We start from the raw sequence: 20,369 nt of genomic DNA, 5'->3' as shown, positions 1-20,369 counted from the left end.
AGGTTCGTCATGCCTATCGAATTGCTGCCGGAAACGCCTTCGCAGACGGCCGGCCCCTATGTACACATCGGCCTGGCCCTGGAAGCGGCCGGCAACCCGACCCGCGACCAGGAAATCGGCAATCGCCTGGCCACCCCCGAGGCGCCAGGCGAGCACATCCTGCTGATTGGCCAGGTGTACGATGGCAATGGCCATCTGGTCCGCGACTCGTTCCTGGAAGTCTGGCAAGCCGATGCCAATGGTCTCTACCAGGATGAGTACAAGCTCGAGAACCCCTTCAACAGCTTTGGCCGCACCGCCACCACCTTTGATGCCGGCGAGTGGACCCTGCACACGGTCAAGCCGGGCGTGGTGCGCAACGCCGCCGGTGTAGCGATGGCGCCGCACATCAACCTCAGCCTGTTCGCCCGGGGCATCAACATTCACCTGCACACCCGGCTGTACTTCGACGACGAAGCCCTGGCCAATGCCGCCTGCCCGGTGCTCAACCTGATCGAGCAGCCGCAACGGCGTGAAACCTTGATTGCCAGGCGCTGCGAAGTGCAGGGGAAGACGGCGTATCGCTTCGATATCCGTATTCAGGGGGAAGGGGAGACGGTGTTCTTCGATTTCTGATGTTGCGCGGATCCGGGTAGGCGCCAGCAAGCCGGCGCCTACCCGGATCAAGTACCGGCTCAGCCTTTGACCGGTTTCAGGTCGAAGGCATCGGCCTGGTACTGGAACAACAGGCAATCGGCCGCCGCCGTGCAGCCACTCTCGTGGACCAGGTTTGCCGGCAGCTTGTAGTAGGCACCAGCCGGGAACTCGGTGCGCTTGCCATCGATCACCGCATAGAAGGTCCCTTTGACGACCAAGGTCGGCAGCGTCTCGGTGTGCTGGTGCAGCCCGTTGTCGGTGCCCTTCTTGAATTTCACATAGGCCGAGTAGGGCCCTTGGCCGAAAATATCGCCTTCGACATTGGCATAGCTGACCTTGCCTTGGGTGCCGGCGACGTCTTGCCACTTCAGCGCGGCGCTGTCGGGCACCGAGATCAGCGAGTCGGCGTGAGCAGGGGCGGTGAGGGCAAGCGTGCCCAAGGTGATGCCGGCAATGACGCTGTGCAGTGCTTTCATGGAAATGGCTCCTTCGCCAATCAATGTGAGTGGGCGAAGGTTAGATAAAGCGTTGTCGCACAGAAATAGCGCCAGCTAGCCATGACTGGTGCATTAAATGCACAGATCAGTTAAGCCAGCGTGGCGTCGCGTAGTAGCGCTGCACGTAATCGAGGAAGGCCCGCACTTTCGGCGCCAGGTAGCGGCTCTGCGGGTAGACGGCGTAGAGGTTGCGCGCTGGCAATTGCCAATCAACCAGTATGCGGAGCAGCCTGCCGTCGCCCAGTGCGTCATCCACGATGAAACGGTCGAAACTGGCGATGCCCAGCCCGCCGATGGCTGCCGCGCGCAAGGCCATCGGTGAGTTGGCGCTCAAGCGCTGCGGCAGCTGTATCTCCTGGTGCGCGGTAGCACTGCTCAGGCGCAGGCGCTGTGGATGTGGCAGGCGGTTGTAGCCCAGCAAAGGGTGTTGGGCCAGTGCTTCGGGCGTGTCGGGCAGTCCATGCCGTTCGAGGTAGGCGGGTGATGCCACCAGTACCACTTCGCTGGAGGCCAGGCGGCGAGCGACCAGGCTGGAATCAGGCAGGTGATCGGTCACCCGCAGGCAGACATCGACGTCTTCCTCGAGCAGGTCGACGAAGCGGTCGGTGCAGTTGAGCTCGATGCGCAGGCGTGGGTGGCGCTCGACAAAATCCGCCAGCCAACGGCCCAGTTCCAGCTCGCCAAAGGCGGTGGCCACGCCCAGGCGCAAGGTGCCGGTAGGCTGCTGTTGGTGTTCGGACAGTTCCAGGGTCATCGCCTGCATCTGTTCGAGGATCTGTACGCAGTGGCGGTAGAACAGCGCCCCGGCTTCGGTTGGTTGCAGGCGGCGGGTGGTGCGGTTGAGCAGTTGCGTGCCCAGGTGGCGCTCGAGGTTCTTGACCTGGCGCGACAGCACGGTGTGGGACATGCCCGCCTGCTCGGCGGCGGCGCTGAAACTGCCGAGGTCGACAACCCGGCGGAAGGTCTGCATGGCGCTCAGCTGATCCATCGGGCATCGCTCCTTGCAACGGACGGCGGGGCCGGTTGGCCCCGCCGGATCACGGTCAGCGCCGAACCAGCAGGACGCCGCTTTCCATGTGATGGGTATACGGGAACTGGTCGAACAGCGCGCACCGCTCGATGCGGTGGGAGTCCTGCAACTGGGCGATGTTCTGCGCCAGGGTCTCGGGGTTGCACGAGATGTACAGGATGCGCTCGAAACGCCGGGTCAGCTCGCAGGTGTCCGGGTCCATGCCGGCGCGCGGCGGGTCGACGAACACGGTGCCGAAGTCGTAGGCCTTGAGGTCGATGCCTTCCAGGCGGCGGAACGGGCGTACCTCGTTCAGCGCCTGGGTCAGTTCCTCGGCCGACAGGCGCACCAGGCGCACATTGTCGATACCGTTTTCGTCCAGGTTGTGCAGCGCGGCGTTGACCGAGGTCTTGCTGATCTCGGTGGCCAGCACCTGGCGCGCGCGGGTGGCCAGCGGCAAGGTGAAGTTGCCGTTGCCGCAGTACAGCTCCAGCAGGTCGTCGGTTCGCTCGCCCATGGCCTCGACGGCCCAGCCGAGCATCTTCTGGTTCACCGCGCCGTTGGGCTGGGTGAAGGCACCTTCGGGTTGGCGATAGCTGAAGGTGCGGCCGGCAATGTCGAGTTTTTCCACCGCGTAGTCGCGACCGATCACCACGCGCTTGCCCTTCGAGCGGCCAATCACGCTGACCTTCAGCTCGCGAGCCAACTGCTGCGCGGCGGCCTCCCAGGCCTCGTCCAGGGGACGGTGGTAGCACAGGGTGATCATCGCATCGCCGGCCAGGGTGGTGAGGAACTCGACCTGGAACAGGCGGTTGTTCAGCGCCTCGTTGCCCTGCCAGGCGGCCTTCAGGCGTGGCATCAGTTCATTGATGCGCTGGCTGGCAATGGGAAAGTCGTCGATCAGGATCGCCTTGTGCTTCTCGCCCGGGGCGAACATCGCGTAGTGGCGCTGGCCGTCCTCGCGCCACAGGCGAAACTCCGCGCGCAGACGGTAGTGTTCGCGCGGCGAGTCGAACACCGACGGCTCTGGGGCGCCGAACGGCGCCAGCAGCTCGCGCAGGCGGGCGGCCTTGGCCGCCAGTTGCGCGTCGTATTGCGAGGGATCGAAGACAGCACTCATGCGGGGAACCAGCCGAGTTTGATGACGAACAGGATGGACAGGATCACCAGCGCCGGGTTCAGGTCATGGCGACGACCGGAAATCAGCTTGATGGCGGTCCAGGCGATGAAGCCGAAGGCGATGCCGTTGGCAATCGAATAGGTCAGCGGCATGGCCAGGGCGGTGACCACCACCGGCGCGGCTTCGGTGACGTCGTCCCAGTTGATCTCGGCCAGGCCCGAGGCCATCAGCACGGCGACGAACAGCAGCGCCGGAGCGGTGGCGAAGGCCGGCACGCTGCCGGCCAGCGGGGCGAAGAACAGCGCCAGCAGGAACAGGATGGCGACCACGATGGCGGTGAGGCCGGTACGGCCCCCGGCACTGACGCCGGCCGCCGACTCGATGTAGCTGGTGGTGGTCGAGGTGCCCAGCAGCGAACCGGCCATGGCCGCGGTGCTGTCGGCGATCAGGGCGCGGCCCATCTTCGGCATGTGGCCGTCCTTGCCCATCAGGCCGGCGCGCTTGGCCACGCCGATCAGGGTGCCGGAGTTGTCGAACAGGTCGACGAACAGGAAGGCGAAGATCACGCTGATCAGGCCGACGTCCAGGGCGCCGGCGATATCCAGCTGCAGGAAGGTCGGTGCCAGCGAAGGCGGCATCGAGACCACGCCGGCGAAGGGCGTGACACCCAGTGCGATCGCCGCCACGGTCACCGCCAGGATACCGATCAGCACGGCGCCACGAACTTTCAGCGACTCGAGGGCGACGATCAGGAAGAAGCCCAGGGTGGCGAGGATCGGCGCCGGTTTGCTGAGGTCGCCCAGGCCCACCAGGGTAGCCGGGTTATCGACGACGATCCCCGCGTTGTGCAGGGCGATCAACGCCAGGAACAGGCCGATGCCGGCGGCAATGGCCGAGCGTAGCGGCAGCGGGATGCTGTTCACGATCCATTCGCGGATGCGGAAGATCGACAGCAGGAAGAACAGCACCGCGGAGAGGAACACCGCGCCCAGCGCCACCTGCCAGGTGTGGCCCATGTGCAGGACCACGGTGTAGGTGAAGAAGGCGTTCAGGCCCATGCCCGGCGCCAGGGCGATCGGGTAGTTGGCGATGATGCCCATGGTCACCGAGCCGATGGCCGCGGCCAGGCAGGTGGCGACGAAGATCGCGCCCTTGTCCATGCCGGTCTCGCCGAGAATGCTCGGGTTGACGAACAGGATGTAGGCCATGGCCAGGAAGGTGGTGACGCCCGCGAGAATCTCGGTGCGCACGTTGGTGTTGTGTGCTTTTAGTTGAAACAGCCTTTCCAGCATGCCTGCTCCCAGGGCGCCCTCGCGCCGTGAATGTATCGACCCCATCAGCAAAGCACAGACCGTACCGGATGCCGTGGTTTTGCGTGGGGCGGAAAAAAGCCGCGCATCATACCAGCATGGATGGCGGGGGCCTATGGCCGTTGGGGAGCAGGTCTGCTTTTGCCTGTACCGGCTTCTTCGCCGGTAAACCCGCTCCCACAGGTATTGCACCGGGCCCTGGGGCGGCGCGATCCCTGTGGGAGCGGGTTTACCCGCGAAGCGTCGTAGGAAGGTTTCAGCCGTTGTGCATTCGGTCTCGATGGGCCAGCGTCGGGAACAGTTTCATCCACACCCCAGTCACCACCAGCGTGCCCACGCCGCCGAGCACCACCGCTGGCACTGTGCCAAACCAGTGCGCGGTGACGCCCGACTCGAACTCGCCGAGCTGGTTGGAGGCGCCGATGAACAGCCCGTTCACCGCACTCACCCGGCCGCGCATCTCGTCCGGCGTTTCCAACTGCACGAAGGCGCTGCGGATGACCATGCTGATCATGTCCGCCGCGCCCAGCACCACCAGCACCGCCAGGGAGAACCAGAACGAGGTCGAGAGGCCGAACGCGATGGTCGCCACGCCGAATACCCCGACCGCGGTGAACATGGTCAGCCCCACCTTGCGTTCCACCGGGAAACGCGCCAGCCACAGCGACATCAGCAGTGCCCCGACGGCGGGCGCCGAACGCAGCAGGCCGAGCCCCCAGGCGCCGGTGAGCAGGATGTCCTTGGCGAATACCGGCAACAGGGCGGTGGCGCCGCCCAGCAGCACGGCGAACAGGTCCAACGAGATGGCGCCGAGGATATCCGGGCGGCTGCGAATGAAGCGGATCCCGGCCAGCAGCGAATCGAGGCTGGCGCGGCCACGCTGCGGGAGCTGCTGGCGGGCGTCCAGGCCCAAGGTGAGCACGCAGGCAATCACGTACAGGACCACGGTCGGCCCATACACCCAGGTGCTGCCAAAGGCATAGAGGAAGCCGCCAATGGCCGGGGCAACGATGGTCGCCGCCTGTGACGCCGAGGCGGATGCCGCCACGGCCCGTGGAAACAGCCCTGGTGGCACCACGTTGGGTAACAGGGCCTGGGTGGCCGGCATCTCGAACGAACGGGCGCTACCGAGCAGGAAGGCCAGGACGAAGATCAGTTCGCGGGTGACATGGCCGCTGGCGCTGCCCAGGGCCAGCGCCAGGGCGATCAATGCTTGCAGGGTCTGGCAGAGGGCCGCGACCTTGCGCCGGTCGTAGCGGTCGGCGACGTGGCCGGTGTGCAGCATGAACAGTACGCGGGGGGCGAACTCGACCAGGCCGACCAGGCCCAGATCGAGGACATTGCCGGTCAACTGGTAGAGGTGCCAGCCAATGGCCACGGTGAGCATCTGGAAGCCGCTGGCGGTGAACACCCGGGCCATCCAGAACGCGACGAAGGGGCGGTGATGACGCAGCAATTGCGGGGCTGGATCGGACATCGTGGGCCTGCAACCTCGGAGCTAGAGGGGGCAGCAGCTTATCATCTGTTTGTAACAATTGGTTGCTGAAAGCGCCGTTGGTCAGCGTTCCAGCCCCAGGTAAAGAGGGTGAGGCAACCGGTCACGCGGCAATCAACCACACATCTGGATGGGTCATTCAGGACTATGCTTCCAAACAGTCGTTGATCTGGGTCAATGCTTCCAGATGCAACGATCGGCCCTCGGGCCGGAATCCCTGCGATCGAACAGAACAATTCCAACGCGGCGCACTCGATACCCGTGGGGGCAGTGGGCGACATGGTCATGTGCCCGGTCGCCGGATTACCTGAAGAGGAAGCACCATGTTCGGATTGGAAGCCCTGGAGCTCGCCCGAATCCAGTTTGCCTTTACCGTGTCCTTTCACATCCTGTTCCCGGCCATCACCATTGGCCTGGCGAGCTACCTGGCGGTCCTCGAAGGCCTTTGGCTGAAGACCCACGACAGCACCTACCGTGACCTCTACCACTTCTGGTCGAAGATCTTCGCCGTCAATTTCGGCATGGGCGTGGTTTCCGGCCTGGTGATGGCCTACCAGTTCGGTACCAACTGGAGCCAGTTCTCCGACTTTGCCGGCTCGATTACCGGCCCCCTGCTGACCTATGAGGTCCTGACCGCATTCTTCCTGGAGGCCGGTTTCCTCGGCGTGATGCTGTTCGGCTGGAACCGGGTCGGCCGTGGCCTGCACTTCTTCGCCACCTGCATGGTGGCGCTCGGCACCTTGGTCTCGACCTTCTGGATCCTCGCCTCCAACAGCTGGATGCAGACGCCTCAGGGCTACGAGATCGTCGATGGCCGGGTGATCCCGGTGGACTGGCTGGCGGTGATCTTCAACCCCTCGTTCCCCTACCGCCTGATGCACATGGCCACCGCGGCGTTCGTCGCCACGGCGTTCTTCGTTGGTGCTTCCGCGGCCTGGCACCTGCTGCGCGGACGTGACAACCCGGCCGTGCGCAAGATGCTGTCGATGGCCATGTGGATGGCCTTGGTGGTGGCGCCGATCCAGGCAGTGATCGGTGACTTCCACGGCCTCAACACCTTGAAGCACCAGCCGGTGAAGATCGCTGCCATCGAAGGCCACTGGGAAAACAAGCCCGGCGAGCCGACCCCGCTGATCCTGTTCGGCCTCCCCGACATGCAGGCCGAGACCACCCGTTTCAAGGTCGAGATCCCGGCTCTGGGCAGCTTGATCCTCACCCACAGCCTGGACAAGCAGGTCCCGGCGATGAAGGAGTTCCCGCCTGAAGACCGTCCCAACTCGACCATCGTGTTCTGGTCGTTCCGGATCATGGTCGGGCTAGGCATGCTGATGATCCTCGTTGGCCTGTGGAGCCTGTGGCTGCGCAAGCGCGGCACCCTCTACAGCTCGCGGCCATTCCTCTACCTGACCCTGTGGATGGGGCCATCAGGCCTGATCGCCATCCTTGCCGGCTGGTTCACCACCGAAGTCGGGCGCCAGCCGTGGGTGGTCTACGGGCTGATGCGCACCGCCGATGGCGTGTCCAATCACAGCTACACCCAGCTCGGCTTCACCCTGGTGATGTTCGTGGTGGTCTACTTCGCCCTGTTCGGTACCGGCATCGGCTACATGATGCGCCTGGTGCGCAAGGGGCCGAAGACCGGCGAGGGCGATGAGCACAATCCAGGTGGCCCTGGCCAGCAACGCACGCCGGCGCGGCCGTTGTCCGCCGCCGATGACGGCCATGAGGCCGACTCCGCCAGCCTGAACAAGGGGAACTGAGATGGGTATCGATCTTCCGCTGATCTGGGCCGTGATCATCATCTTCGGCGTCATGATGTACGTGGTGATGGATGGTTTCGACCTGGGCATCGGCATGCTTTTCCCCTTCGTCAAGGATGAGCGTGACCGTGATGTGATGATGAACACCGTCGCCCCGGTATGGGACGGCAACGAAACCTGGCTGGTGCTGGGTGGCGCGGCTTTGTTCGGCGCTTTCCCGCTGGCCTATTCGGTGGTGCTGGAGGCGCTGTACCTGCCGCTGATCCTGATGCTGGTGGGGTTGATCTTCCGCGGCGTGGCCTTCGAGTTCCGCTTCAAGGCCCGACCGCACAAACGGCATATCTGGGACAAAGCCTTCATCTGGGGCTCGTTGGTGGCGACGTTCTTCCAGGGCGTGGCGCTGGGCGCGTTCATCGAGGGCTTCAAGGTGGTGGACCGCAAGTATGCTGGTGGCACTCTGGACTGGCTGACGCCGTTCACGGTGTTCTCCGGCTTGGGCCTGATCGTAGCCTACACCTTGCTGGGCTGCACCTGGCTGATCATGAAGACTGAAGGGCCGCTACAGCAGAAGATGCACGATGTGGCGCGACCTTTGGCACTGGTGCTGCTGGCCGTGATCGGTATCGTCAGCCTGTGGACACCGATCGCCTACCCGCAGATCGCCGAGCGTTGGTTCAGCATGCCCAACCTAGTCTGGTTCATGCCGGTGCCGGTCCTGGTGCTGGTGACCTTCTACGGCTTGCTCCGGGCGGTGCAGCGCAACGCCCATTACACGCCGTTCCTGCTGACCCTGGTGCTGATCTTCCTCGGCTACAGCGGGTTGGGCATCAGCCTGTGGCCGAATATCATCCCGCCGTCGATCAGCATCTGGGACGCCGCGGCGCCGCCGCAGAGCCAGGGCTTCATGCTGGTGGGCACGCTGTTCATCCTGCCCTTCATCCTGGGCTACACCTTCTGGAGCTACTACGTGTTCCGTGGCAAGGTGACCCATGAAGATGGCTACCACTAGGAGCGCCGTGCGATGACTGTGGAACAGAAGAAGCCGTTGTGGCAGCGCCTGGGCTGGCTGGTGCTGATCTGGGGGCTGAGTGTCGTGGCGCTGGGCATTGTCGCCTATGGGATGCGCATGTTCATGAGCGCGGCAGGGCTGAGCACCCATTGAGATGCCGGGGGCTGCTTGCGCAGCCCATCGCCTCAATCTGGCACGCCTCCTGTGGGAGCAACTGGCTTGCCTGCATGGTGCAATCTAGCTTGGCACCTGTGGGAGTGGGTTTGTCGGACCACCGCACCGCCGCGAAGCAGGCGACGCGGTGGCTGGCACGGGCTTCGCCCGTGTTCGCGGGTAAACCCGCTCCCACAGGGATCGCGCAAGCTTCTGAAATTGGAGCACGGTAGTTGCTCCCACGGCGGCCTCGATTATTTGCGGGCTTTCAACACCACGAACTTCGGTGTCGCCGCGACCTGCTCGACACCGCGGAACAACCGCGCCAGCTTGCTGTGGTAGCCCAGGTGGCGGTTGCCGACGATATACAGCGCCCCACCTACTTCCAGTGCCTCCCGGGCCTGCTGGAACATGCGCCAGGCCAAAAAATCGCCGACCACCTGCTGCTGGTGGAACGGCGGATTGCACAGCACCACATCCAGTGATTGCTTCGCCTGCCCGGCCAGGCCATCGGCCGCGCGAATCTCGACCGCGCGCGCGCCCAGTGCCGCCTGCCAGTTTTCCCGTGCCGACTGCACCGCCATGTACGACTCGTCCACCAGGGTGTAGTGGGCATCCGGGTTGGCCAGTGCGCTGGCGATCGCCAGCACGCCGTTGCCGCAGCCCAGGTCGGCCACCCGGGCGCCTGCCAGGTCGCGCGGCAAATGCGGCAGGAAGGCGCGGGTACCGATGTCCAGGCCTTCACGGCAAAACACATTGGCGTGGTTGATCAGCTCCAGGGCCGGCGAGTCCAGGCGGTAGTGGCTGGGGTAGGGCGAGCGGGCCAGTGGGCGATCACCGACGGTGGCGGTCAGTAGGCGGGCTTTTTTCTGCGCCAGCGAGGCCTGCACCGGGCCGATGTATTTCTCCAGCAAATCGCCCGCGGCACGCGGCAGGTGCTTGATCATCGCCCCGGCAATTACCTGGGCGCCGGGTGCCAGGTGACCTTGCAGGCGGATCAGTTGTTCCTCGAGCAAAGCCAGGGTCTTGGGCACGCGTACCAGCACCCGGTCGAACGGACCTTGCCAGGTTTCATGGGCGGGCACGAACGGCACGGCGTCGAACGGCTTGCCGTTACCTGCCAGGTTTTTTTCCAGGGCCATGCGCGCCAGGTGCGAATCGCCGCTGCTGATGACTTCCAGTTGACCGGCCAGGCTGGCGGCCAGGGCGCCGAAACTGTCGTTGAGCACCAGCACGCGACAGTGGGTCTCGGGCTTCTGGGTTGCCAGGTGTTCGAGCAGGTACTGGTCGGCGGCATCGAAGGCCAGCAACGGATCGTTGGCCTGTTCCGGCTGGCGGATCAGGTCTAGGTCGGCGAAAGGGCTGTTGAACAGGGGCATGACATGGGGCTCAGCTGCGAATCTCCCCGGCGCGGTGCGCGACGGGCTTGAGGGGCGAGAATTCTACAGGCCTTTGCCGGATCGTGGGGGTTGCTCCAGCAGACCGTGGTAGCGCAGGTAATTGAGCGCGCTCATGGTGGTTTTGGCGCCGGTCTTTCTCCTGACATTGCCCATGTGGAAGTTGACCGTGCTGAGCGACATCGACAGCGCCTTGGCCACCAGTTTGGCGCTTGTGAGTTCGTCGTACTTCTGGATCACCTGCAGTTCACGCAGGCTCAGGTTGGGCGCAGGCGTCGAGGAGAGTTTGGCCAGGTGGTGCTTGCACAGTGCATTGTGCAGGGTATGGCACAGCCACATCACCCTTGCGCCATTCTCGTAGAGCTCACTGATGTCCACCCGGCGTTGGCGGCGAAACACGTTCAGCACCGTCGAGTTGTGCCGATGGTCATGCACCGACTGGCTCCAGCCATGGGCGAAGTCGATGCCGTGTTCAGCTGCGACTTCACGCAGGTGCGTGGCTTCATTGAACAGGTCGTCATCCCAGGGCTGAGGCATGCAACTTTGATGGCATTTTGCGACTGTTGGATCTATGTTGATGAAATGTTCGGCGACGTAGCGTTTGTCCCAGGCGGCTGAAACACTGCTGTGGTGATGGACCAGGGGTTCATGGGCGGCCACGTGCAGGCGCACGGTGACGCAGAGCGCGTCCATGCCGAGTGCGCCGACCAACGGCTGGGCATGCAGCATCAGCTGTTGGGGCTCGCTCTGGGCCAGCAACTGTTCGATCTGTTCAGGCTCCCACCTTGGCATCGGCATCGATGAAGCTCCCTTTAACCCGTCCTGGATCCAATGTCCCAATCTACGGGACGAAGTGTAGGAAATCTCCTCATCCTGTGCTGGTTTTTTCGCTATAGCTGCTGTGCCGTCATCGTGACTTTTTGTCCGTCCTTGCTGAGGCCCTACAATCCGATGGTGTTTATCCAGGGCGCTTTGCGCGACACTGGGCCCATCTGATTTCTGGAGCCCGACATGACCGCCAGCGCCGACAAATTCACCCGCCAGACTCTGCTCGATGTCCAGCCGCTGACCGCCAATCTGTTTTCCCTGCGGGTAACGCGCGATGCGGGGTTTCGGTTCCGGGCCGGGCAGTTTGCCCGGCTGGGAGTGACCAAGGCCGACGGCAGCGTGGCCTGGCGCGCGTACTCTATGGTCAGCGCGCCCCATGACGAGTACCTGGATTTCTTCTCCATCGTAGTCCCAGGCGGTGAATTCACCAGTGAGTTGAGCCGACTTGGCGCGGGCGACAGCCTGCTGATCGACCGCCAGGCCTTCGGCTACCTGACCCTTGATCGCTTTGTCGGTGGGCGTGACCTGTGGCTGCTGGCCACCGGCACTGGCATTGCGCCATTTATGTCGATCCTCCAGGACTTCGAAGCCTGGGAGCGTTTCGACACTATCAAGCTGGTGTACTCGGTGCGCGAGGCCAAGGAGTTGGCGTACGTCGAGGAGATCGCCGGGTTAGAGCAACGTGATTACCTGGCAGAGTTCGCTGGCAAGTTGCAGTTCATCCCGGTGGTGACCCGCGAGCAACACCCCGGGGCGCTGAACGCGCGAATTACCACGCTGATCGAGAACGGCGAACTGGAGCGAACGGCAGGGCTTGCGCTGTCGCCGGAGCATTCGCGGATCATGCTGTGCGGCAACCCGGACATGATCGACGAGACCCGCAAGGTGCTCAAGGCGCGCGACCTGCAGTTGAGCCTGAGCAAGCGCCCGGGGCAGGTCGCGGTGGAAAACTACTGGTAGCTGCAAGCCTCAAGCTGCAAGTTGAAGCAGTTCAGAGGTAGCCTGCTCTACTTGCAGCTTGCAGCTTGCAGCTTGCAGCTTGCAGCTTCACTTCTGATTCTGCGCCTTGAGCAGGTCGCGGATCTCGGTCAGCAGGGTTTCTTCAGCGCTTGGCACTGGCGGCGCGGTCGGTGCCACGGCCTCTTCGCGCTTGAGGCGGTTGATCACCTTGACGCCCATGAAGATGGCGAAGGCGACGATGATGAAGTCAAGGATGGTCTGGATGAACTTGCCATAGGCCATGACCACGGCAGGCACATCGCCTTCGGCCGCCTTGAGCGTGATCGCCAGGTCACTGAAATCGACGCCGCCGATCAGCAGGCCGATGGGGGGCATGATCACGTCGCCGACGAACGACGAGACGATCTTGCCGAACGCCGCGCCAATGATGATACCCACCGCCATGTCGACGACATTTCCCTTGACCGCGAAGGCCTTGAATTCACTGAGCATGCCCATGCTGTATTCCTTTGTTACGAATGGAGAGGTAAACGCAGTGTAAGCCACTAAAACGCTTCATGCGTGACGTTCGCAGCTACAGACTGCAGTTAGAACGAATAGTTTTGTCGCTTCGCAACGGCTCCGGGACACGTCCGCGTTCGGCTATCATGGCGGTTTTTTCCAGGAGACCCGCCCATGGCCAAGGCCAAGCGTTTGTATGGCTGCACCGAGTGCGGCGCGACCTTCCCCAAGTGGGCCGGCCAGTGCGGCGAGTGCGGGGCCTGGAACACCCTGGTCGAGACCATGATCGAAAGCGGCGGCGCCGCGGCGCCCAGCGGGCGTACCGGCTGGACCGGGCAGCAGGCGCAGATCAAGACCCTGGCCGAGGTCAGCGTCGAGGAAATCCCGCGCTTCACCACCAGCAGCACCGAGCTCGACCGGGTGCTCGGGGGTGGCCTGGTGGATGGCTCGGTGGTGCTGATTGGCGGCGACCCGGGCATCGGCAAGTCGACCATCCTGCTGCAGACACTGTGCAACATCGCCGTGCACATGCCCGCGTTGTACGTCACCGGCGAGGAGTCGCAGCAGCAGGTGGCCATGCGCTCACGACGCCTGGGCCTGCCGCAGGACCAGCTCAAGGTCATGACCGAAACCTGCATCGAGACCATCATCGCCACCGCCCGCCAGGAAAAGCCACGGGTCATGGTGATCGACTCGATCCAGACCATCTTCACCGAGCAACTGCAATCGGCACCGGGCGGCGTGGCCCAGGTGCGCGAGAGCACCGCGTTGCTGGTGCGCTATGCCAAGCAGAGCGGCACGGCGATCTTCCTGGTTGGCCATGTCACCAAGGAAGGCTCGCTGGCCGGCCCGCGCGTGCTCGAGCACATGGTCGACACCGTGCTGTATTTCGAGGGCGAGTCCGATGGCCGCCTGCGCCTGTTGCGAGCGGTGAAGAACCGCTTTGGCGCGGTCAACGAACTGGGGGTGTTCGGCATGACCGACCGCGGCTTGAAGGAAGTCTCCAACCCGTCGGCGATCTTCCTCAACCGCACCCAGGAAGAGGTGCCCGGCAGCGTGGTCATGGCCACTTGGGAAGGCACCCGGCCGATGCTGGTGGAGGTCCAGGCGCTGGTCGATGACAGCCACCTGGCCAACCCGCGGCGGGTCACCCTGGGCCTGGACCAGAACCGCCTGGCCATGTTGCTGGCGGTGTTGCACCGCCACGGTGGCATTCCCACCCATGACCAGGACGTGTTCCTCAATGTCGTCGGTGGGGTCAAGGTACTCGAGACCGCCTCGGACCTGGCCTTGCTGGCGGCGGTGATGTCGAGCCTGCGCAACCGCCCGCTGGCCCATGGCCTGCTGGTGTTCGGCGAGATCGGCCTGTCGGGCGAGGTGCGCCCGGTGCCCAGCGGCCAGGAGCGGCTGAAGGAGGCTGCCAAGCATGGCTTCAAGCGCGCCATCGTGCCCAAGGGCAATGCGCCGAAGGAGGCCCCGGCTGGCTTGCAGGTGATTGCCGTGACCCGCCTGGAGCAGGCATTGGACGCCTTGTTCGAATAACGCCGGGCATCAGCACCCCTGGTATTTCTGTCAGTTTTGCTTTTTTGCTTGCTCTGCGACGCTGGGCACCTTCGCTGATGTCCAAGAGGATGCAGGCATGCGCGCGTCTGCGTTTGTCGTACTGGCACTGATGCTGCTGTCGGTTGTGGCAGTCGCCAATCCATTGCCCGGGCAGCCGGTGTTTGCCTTGCAACAGGCCGCTGGCAGCGAGCTGGATCTGCAGCAGTTCACCGGCGATGCGACGCTGAAGGTGTTCTACACCGGCATGGGCACGCGGGACACGGTGGGGGTCAGGCTGGCCGGGGTGGCCACGCGCGACACGGTCATCCAGACCGTGGCCACGCCGGGCGTGCTGAGCTTCAACGTGCCCCGTGCATGGCTACGCGAAAACCTGGGGCGCACGGTCACCTTCACCTATAGCCACAAGGTCAAGGGGGCTGGCGCGTTGCTCACCTCTACTGCATTGCCGGTGCGCATCGGCAGCACACAACCTGAGCAATTCGCGGTCGTGGAGGCGGTCGATGGCACGCTGGAGGCCGAGTCCTTTGGCGACAGCGTCACGGTGAAGGTGCTGTTCGCGGACATGGCGGCGGGTGACACGGTTGGCGTGCGCCTGGCTGGTGCCAGCACGCGTGACACCTCGATCCAGACCGTGACCGGCGCAGGGCCATTGACCTTCATCGTGCCCCGCGCCTGGGTGCTGGAGAACATCGGGCGCTCGATCACGCTGACCTACAGCTACAAGATCGGCGGTGCCGGGGCGCTGGTCGTATCCAGGCCATTGAATGTCAGCGTGACCTCCGCCTTGACCCGCGTCCAGATGGCAGGGCCTCAGGTGGTCCAGGGCCTGAATGCGCGCTTTCAGGACACCGCGCCCTGTCCGGGCGACCAGGCGGACTACCAATGCAACGGGGTGTTCATTCGCGTGGTCGATTATTCGCCGGCATTTCGTGCCTGGAACCCGAGCCCTGGTGCGCAAAAGCTCGGTGGTGTTTCGTTCAGCTATATCCGCCGCGACCTGAAGACCGTGAAACTTCAGGAAAACCGGAGCCACGGCCTGATTCTTACCGAAGGCAAGCGCTGGACCGCACCGTTGCTCCCGCTCGAAGTGCTGTGCGCCTACCCCTATGACGGCGGTACCGCGACGCGGACCGGCAACGGCTGCGGAGAAAACAAGGGCTACGCCGGCAGCGGCCATTGCGCGCTGCGGGACATCACCAGCGTGGCGCAATGGCGCAGCAGCTTCACGCAGTACCCTCCGGTCGAGGCGCGTTATGACCATCAGTGCAGTTTCGGCCCTGACAAGGCGGGCTTCGGCTTGAGTTTGCAGGCGCGGGAAAACCCCGAGCAGGAAAATGTCCGTTGGCAGCAGAACGAGGTGGTGATCAAGACCTGGACGCAAAACGCATACAACCTGCCGCTGGAGGCATTTTTCTACACCAGCGCTCCTGGCCTTGAACCGGCGAGGAATATCCAGAGGGACTTCTACAGATCCACCGGACGCTTTGCGCCGGTGGTACGCGTGACCTTGTCGGGACCAGAGGTCTTTGCCTACCGGGCGAGCGACCAGGCGGTACCTGCCCCTTAGTGTCTTCTTGCAAGTGATTCTCAACAACAAGTAGCATACCGCCACCTTGCGACCACCCCATGGAGTGCGTGTGGCGGAGTTAGACCTCAAGCGGCTGTTTCTCAAGCACGCGAAAAACCTTCAGGGCCTGCTCTCGCGCAAGGTGCGCGACCCGCAGCTGGCCGCCGACCTGGTGCAGGACAGCTTCGTGCGCCTGGCCGAGCAGCAGCGTGCCGAACCGATCGACAACGCCCAGGCTTATCTGTACCGCACCGCGCACAACCTGATGGTGGATCACCTGCGCCAGCAGCAGCGGCGCAAGACCGACCTGGTCCCCCATGAAGCCCTGGAGGGCATTGTCGAGGACTGTCCCGGGGTTGACGAGCACGCCGCCCGCGAGCAGCACCTGCGGCGCTTGCAGGCGATCCTTGGCGAGTTGCCCGAGCGCACCCGCCAGGTGTTCCGGCTCAACCGCCTGGAAGGCATGACCCACGCCGAGGTCGCCCGTCACCTGGGAATCTCCGACAGCTCTGTGCAGAAGCACCTGGCCAAGGCCCTGGCCTATGTGATGCAGTGCCTGCAGGAAACGGAATGACCGACGGTTTACTGACAAATGCCGCTTCAGACGTCAGCCCAGACATAACCAGATCGCGAGAGAACCCTGTGAGCAGCCAGAACGAGCAAGCCATCCGCGAGCAGGCCGCCGAGTGGGTGGTGCGGGAGTGCGCCGGCCCCTTGAGCCCGGCGCAGCAGCAAGCGTTGGCGCAGTGGTGCGACCGTGATCCGCGGCATGCCCGGGCCTATGCCTTGGCCCAGGCGACCTGGGCCGACCTTGGGCAGTTGGCGGATTTGCCCGCCGCCGCGCCCTCCCGGGCGCTGGCACCCCGTGCCCTGGCCACGCCCAGGCACCGTCGTCCGCGCTTTCGGCGCGGCCTGGCCAGTGCCGCCGCGCTGCTGCTGGCGGTATTGGCGGTGCAGTGGGGACCCCAGGCATGGTTGGGTTGGCAGGCGGACTACCGTACCGTCGCCGGCGAGGTCCGCCAGGTGACCTTGCCCGATGGCAGCCGAGTCGATCTGGACAGCGGCAGCGCGATCCAGCTGGCTTTCGACGCCCAGGAGCGGCGTGTGCGTTTGCTGTCCGGCGAGGCGATCTTCACCGCCGCGCCAGTCACGGCTGCGGAGGCACGCCCGTTCGTGGTCGAGTACGCCGGCGCCACCAGCCGCGCGCTGGGTACTCGTTTCGTGGTCGGGGCGGCGGGCGAGGGCGGTTGGGTCGGCATGCTCGAGCACCGCGTGGCGGTCGAGCTGCAAACACCCCCGCGACAAGGCCAGGCCAGCCAGGAGCTCGAAGAAGGCGACAGCCTGCGCTACGACCAGCGCACGGGGCTGCGCCCCTGGCCGCAGCATGACCTGCGGCGTGCCACCGACTGGCAGCGCGGTGTGCTGGTGTTCGAGCGCCAGCCGCTGGGCGAGGTGGTCGCGCGGCTCAACCAGTACCGCCCAGGGCGTATCGTGGTCGCCAGCGGGCAGCTGGCGCAGCGCCAGGTCAGCGGCGTGTTCCGTCTGGACAACCTCGACAGCGTGCCGGCGGTCCTCGGCAATGAGCTCAAGGCTCGCCTGGTCGAGCTGCCGGGGCTGGCACTGATCTACTGAAAACGCCGGGGTAAAAAAACTTTCGCTTTTGCTTACTGACTTTTTCCGTGTTGCTCGTCTGATTGTTGAGATTGATTTTCATTACTAGAAAACGCCAACAACGGACGAGCAATCGCAGTGAGCACGCCACGACAACAACCTTTGCGTCCCCTTCGGCACCTTGCCCTGGTCGGTGGCCTGGCCCTGGGCAGTTGTGCCCTGCCAATGGCGATCGGCATGGCCCAGGCTGCCGAGCCACAGGGCAGCAACCGCCAACTGATCCGCTTCGATATCCCGGCCCAGGCGCTCGACAGTGCCGTGCTGGCCTATGCCGAGCAATCCGGGGTGCAGGTGTTCTTCGACAGCCGCAAGCTGGCGGGGCTGCGCAGTGACGGGCTGCGGGGCAGCCATGCGGTCGAGGAGGGGCTGCGCCAGCTGTTGCGTGGCACGCCGGTACGCTACCGCTTCAGCGCCGCCGACCAGGTGGGCCTGGAGCGCGTCGGCGAGGCGGACCAGGCGCTGGAACTGGACACCACCCATGTCGACTCGCAGCGCGAGGGTGACTGGGTCTACCAGGCGCCGCGTGCGGTCAGCGTGATCACCCGCGAACAGATCGAGCAGCGCGCCCCACGGCACGCCGCCGACCTGTTGGAGCAGACGGCGGGCGTGTACACCGCCGTCAACCAGCGTGACCCCGGGCTGTCGGTGAACATCCGCGGCGTGCAGGACTATGGTCGGGTCAACATGAACATCGATGGCATGCGCCAGAACTTCAACGTCAATGGCCACCAGCAGCGCAACGGCGTGATGTTCATCGACCCGGAGTTCATCCAGGGCGTCGAGATCGACAAAGGCACCTCGGCCGGCATGGGCGGCGCCGGGGTGATCGGCGGCATCGCCAGTTTCAACACGGTCGAGGCCCGTGACCTGCTCGGCCCGGGCAAAGAAATCGGTGGCCGCCTGCGTGCCGGCCACGGCATCGGCGAGCTGGGTAATGGCACCTACTTCAATGGCAGCGCGCTGTTCGCCGTCGGCAACCAGGCTGGTGACATCCTGATCGGCCACAGCGAACGGCATTTCGGCAACTACCGCAGCGGCACGCAGAACGCCGACAACCTCGGCACGCAGATCCGCGGCAAGCTGGAGAACCGCGAGGCCTGGAAAAGCTGGCTGCATGGCGAAGTGGGCGCGATGGACAGCGTGACCCGCTCGCAGCTGTTCAAGCTTGGCCTGAACCTGGCCGACGACCAGCGCCTGCAGTTCAGCTATTTCGAGACCGACACCGACAGCAAGGACGCCTGGACCTACAACGACAGCAGCAGCAACCGCTACTACTACCGGGTCACCGGCACCAACGACATCAACGCCAGGAATGCCGCGCTCGACTACAGCTTCACCCCGGACAACGACCTGGTCGACTTCAAGGCCAAGCTGTACTTCGTCACCACCCGCCAGGACCGTTGGAACGCCGACAACCTGGCCAGCGCCGGCACCGGCAACCGCGTCGAGGCCTACAGCGACCGCTTCCAGACCGACACCTGGGGCCTGCAGGTGCAGAACACCTCGCGCTGGCACCTGGGCCAGGCCGATACGCTGAGCTTCAACTATGGCACCGAGCTGTTCCAGGACAGCTTTCGCCCCAGCACCGAGCGTATCGCCGCGGCCAACGAAGTGGAGTCGCTGCCGTATGTGCAGGGCGCCAACCCCAAGGGCAAGCGGGTGATGGCCAGCCTGTTCGGCAACCTCACCTACGAGCATGCCGACTGGCTGACCCTGGATGCCGGCCTGCGCTATGACCGTTACCGCTTGAGTGGCAAGACCGGTGTCACCACCTGGATGTACCCCGAAGGGGTCACCGAAGTTGGCCTCACTCGCCAGCAGACCCACATGATTTTCGACGAAGACACCGAGGAGGGGCGTTTCTCGCCGACCTTCGGTATCGCCGTCAAGCCCGGGCCTGAGTGGCTGCAGCTGTACACCCGCTGGGGCCGTGGCTGGCGTCCGCCGGCGGTGACCGAAGTGTTCATGAGCGGCCGCCCGCATGCCGGCGGCAGTGCCGAGATGGTCTACCCCAATCCGTTCCTCAAGGCCGAGGAGTCGCACAACTGGGAGCTGGGGTTGAACATCTTCAAGGAGTCGCTGCTGCGCGACGGCGACCGCTTCGGCGCCAAGGTCGCCTACTTCGACACACGCATCGACAACTTCTCGTTCCTCGACACCAACGTCTCGCTGCCCGGCAGCAGCGTGGCGGGTATTGCCCTGGGGCGTTCGGCCTACCAGAACAACCTGGAAACCACGCGCTTTCGTGGGGTGGAGTACAGCCTGGACTACGACGCCGGCGCCTACTACGGCCAGCTCAGCTACACCCACATGATCGGCAGCAATGAATTCTGCTCCAACCAGTTCTACATGGGTGGCGCCCAGCGCCTGGTCAGCGCCGGTACGGTGATGCGCCCGGTGCGGGTGGGCAGCCGCATCATCATGCTGCCGGTGCGGGTCTCACGCGCCGAGGGCGCTAGCGACACCAACAACATCGTCAGCTGCGGCGACATCATGGGCAACGCCTCGTACATGCCCGCCGACCGTGGCGCCCTGACCCTGGGCATGCGCCTGCTCGAGCGCACCCTGGATGTGGGCATGCGCGTGCGCTACAGCGAAGGCAACGGCGAAAACCTCAAGAGCCACACCTACAACCAGATCGACCAGGCCCAGTGGCCGCAATACACGGTCTACGACCTCTATGCCAGCTACTGGATGACCCCCAGCCTGAACCTGGCCCTGTCGCTGGAGAACGCCACCGACGAGGCCTATTTCGTGGCCATGGGCGACGGCAACAACCTGTCGCTGGCCCGTGGCCGCACCTTGAGCGGCATGCTCGAGTACCGCTTCTGATCCAACCGGGTTTGCCCATTCCGGGCGACGCGAAGGCACCTGAACACGCCTTCGTCATCAC

At 64.4% G+C, this 20,369-nt stretch carries 19 protein-coding genes; 10 read left to right on the top strand and 9 right to left on the bottom strand.

What is annotated here, in order from left to right:
* Nucleotides 1–9 precede the first annotated feature (9 nt).
* On the top strand, nucleotides 10–615 hold the full coding sequence (gene pcaG / locus HU772_RS21460) for a protocatechuate 3,4-dioxygenase subunit alpha (protein WP_186661315.1): 606 nt from the start codon (nucleotides 10–12) through the stop codon (nucleotides 613–615).
* A gap of 59 nt (nucleotides 616–674) precedes the next feature.
* On the opposite strand, the gene HU772_RS21455 is transcribed toward pcaG, so the two are convergent.
* From HU772_RS21455 to HU772_RS21435, 5 genes are all read right to left on the bottom strand, one after another.
* The gene (locus HU772_RS21455; RefSeq protein WP_186661317.1) at nucleotides 675–1,112 is read right to left on the bottom strand and encodes a cupin domain-containing protein; all 438 of its coding nucleotides are present in this window, start codon (nucleotides 1,110–1,112) and stop codon (nucleotides 675–677) included.
* 106 nt (nucleotides 1,113–1,218) lie between these two features.
* A complete protein-coding gene (locus HU772_RS21450; RefSeq protein WP_186661319.1) occupies nucleotides 1,219–2,121 on the bottom strand; it encodes a LysR family transcriptional regulator in 903 nt (300 codons plus the stop codon).
* 55 nt (nucleotides 2,122–2,176) lie between these two features.
* Nucleotides 2,177–3,262 (bottom strand): tRNA (uridine(54)-C5)-methyltransferase TrmA, encoded by a 1,086-nt coding sequence (trmA, locus tag HU772_RS21445; protein WP_186661320.1) that lies wholly within the window; start codon nucleotides 3,260–3,262, stop codon nucleotides 2,177–2,179.
* Complete coding sequence (locus HU772_RS21440; protein WP_186661322.1) at nucleotides 3,259–4,554, bottom strand: NCS2 family permease; 1,296 nt, start codon at nucleotides 4,552–4,554, stop codon at nucleotides 3,259–3,261. Before HU772_RS21440 ends, trmA begins: the two co-directional genes overlap by 4 nt.
* Nucleotides 4,555–4,828: 274 nt before the next feature.
* Entirely contained in the window at nucleotides 4,829–6,049 is a 1,221-nt protein-coding gene (locus tag HU772_RS21435; protein ID WP_186661324.1) for an MFS transporter, read from the bottom strand.
* 341 nt (nucleotides 6,050–6,390) lie between these two features.
* Between HU772_RS21435 and HU772_RS21430 the strand changes: the two genes are divergently transcribed.
* From HU772_RS21430 to HU772_RS21420, 3 genes are read left to right on the top strand one after another with little or no spacing between them, the layout of a single operon-like run.
* Nucleotides 6,391–7,827 carry a cytochrome ubiquinol oxidase subunit I gene (locus HU772_RS21430; RefSeq protein ID WP_186661325.1) on the top strand — a complete coding sequence of 479 codons (1,437 nt, stop codon included), beginning with the start codon at nucleotides 6,391–6,393 and terminating at the stop codon, nucleotides 7,825–7,827.
* A 1-nt stretch (nucleotide 7,828) separates the two neighbouring features.
* Complete coding sequence (cydB, locus tag HU772_RS21425; protein WP_186661327.1) at nucleotides 7,829–8,836, top strand: cytochrome d ubiquinol oxidase subunit II; 1,008 nt, start codon at nucleotides 7,829–7,831, stop codon at nucleotides 8,834–8,836.
* Between the two features lie 12 nt (nucleotides 8,837–8,848).
* Nucleotides 8,849–8,989 (top strand): DUF2474 domain-containing protein, encoded by a 141-nt coding sequence (locus tag HU772_RS21420; RefSeq protein ID WP_134691593.1) that lies wholly within the window; start codon nucleotides 8,849–8,851, stop codon nucleotides 8,987–8,989.
* A 254-nt stretch (nucleotides 8,990–9,243) separates the two neighbouring features.
* Here HU772_RS21420 and HU772_RS21415 read toward each other — a convergent pair whose 3' ends face one another.
* Both HU772_RS21415 and HU772_RS21410 read right to left on the bottom strand, forming a co-directional pair.
* A complete protein-coding gene (locus tag HU772_RS21415; protein ID WP_186661329.1) occupies nucleotides 9,244–10,368 on the bottom strand; it encodes a methyltransferase in 1,125 nt (374 codons plus the stop codon).
* A 63-nt stretch (nucleotides 10,369–10,431) separates the two neighbouring features.
* Complete coding sequence (locus HU772_RS21410; RefSeq protein ID WP_186661331.1) at nucleotides 10,432–11,184, bottom strand: autoinducer binding domain-containing protein; 753 nt, start codon at nucleotides 11,182–11,184, stop codon at nucleotides 10,432–10,434.
* Nucleotides 11,185–11,397: 213 nt separating this feature from the next.
* On the opposite strand from HU772_RS21410, the gene HU772_RS21405 reads away from it, so the two are divergent.
* On the top strand, nucleotides 11,398–12,174 hold the full coding sequence (locus HU772_RS21405; protein ID WP_186661333.1) for a ferredoxin--NADP reductase: 777 nt from the start codon (nucleotides 11,398–11,400) through the stop codon (nucleotides 12,172–12,174).
* A gap of 87 nt (nucleotides 12,175–12,261) precedes the next feature.
* Here the strand turns inward: HU772_RS21405 and mscL are convergent, their stop codons facing one another.
* A complete protein-coding gene (gene mscL / locus HU772_RS21400; RefSeq protein ID WP_186661335.1) occupies nucleotides 12,262–12,672 on the bottom strand; it encodes a large-conductance mechanosensitive channel protein MscL in 411 nt (136 codons plus the stop codon).
* Between the two features lie 177 nt (nucleotides 12,673–12,849).
* Here mscL and radA point away from each other — a divergent pair, with 177 nt between their 5' ends.
* A complete protein-coding gene (gene radA, locus HU772_RS21395) occupies nucleotides 12,850–14,217 on the top strand; it encodes a DNA repair protein RadA (RefSeq protein WP_166891229.1) in 1,368 nt (455 codons plus the stop codon).
* 255 nt (nucleotides 14,218–14,472) lie between these two features.
* Here the strand turns inward: radA and HU772_RS25365 are convergent, their stop codons facing one another.
* On the bottom strand, nucleotides 14,473–14,619 hold the full coding sequence (locus HU772_RS25365) for a hypothetical protein (RefSeq protein ID WP_437182409.1): 147 nt from the start codon (nucleotides 14,617–14,619) through the stop codon (nucleotides 14,473–14,475).
* Nucleotides 14,620–14,887: 268 nt separating this feature from the next.
* Between HU772_RS25365 and HU772_RS25360 the strand changes: the two genes are divergently transcribed.
* The 4 genes from HU772_RS25360 (at nucleotide 14,888) to HU772_RS21375 (ending at nucleotide 20,308) form a co-directional block, all read left to right on the top strand.
* A complete protein-coding gene (locus HU772_RS25360; RefSeq protein WP_437182408.1) occupies nucleotides 14,888–15,805 on the top strand; it encodes a hypothetical protein in 918 nt (305 codons plus the stop codon).
* A gap of 70 nt (nucleotides 15,806–15,875) precedes the next feature.
* The gene (locus HU772_RS21385; RefSeq protein WP_186661339.1) at nucleotides 15,876–16,379 is read left to right on the top strand and encodes an RNA polymerase sigma factor; all 504 of its coding nucleotides are present in this window, start codon (nucleotides 15,876–15,878) and stop codon (nucleotides 16,377–16,379) included.
* Between the two features lie 68 nt (nucleotides 16,380–16,447).
* Nucleotides 16,448–17,437, top strand: a complete 990-nt coding sequence (locus tag HU772_RS21380; protein WP_186661341.1) for a FecR family protein — start codon at nucleotides 16,448–16,450, stop codon at nucleotides 17,435–17,437.
* Nucleotides 17,438–17,641: 204 nt separating this feature from the next.
* Nucleotides 17,642–20,308 (top strand): TonB-dependent receptor, encoded by a 2,667-nt coding sequence (locus tag HU772_RS21375; protein ID WP_225923167.1) that lies wholly within the window; start codon nucleotides 17,642–17,644, stop codon nucleotides 20,306–20,308.
* Nucleotides 20,309–20,369: the final 61 nt, after the last annotated feature.

Source organism: Pseudomonas xantholysinigenes, assembly GCF_014268885.2.
GTDB classification, from domain to species: domain Bacteria; phylum Pseudomonadota; class Gammaproteobacteria; order Pseudomonadales; family Pseudomonadaceae; genus Aquipseudomonas; species Aquipseudomonas xantholysinigenes.
This window is presented reverse-complemented; position numbering and strand designations above follow the sequence as displayed.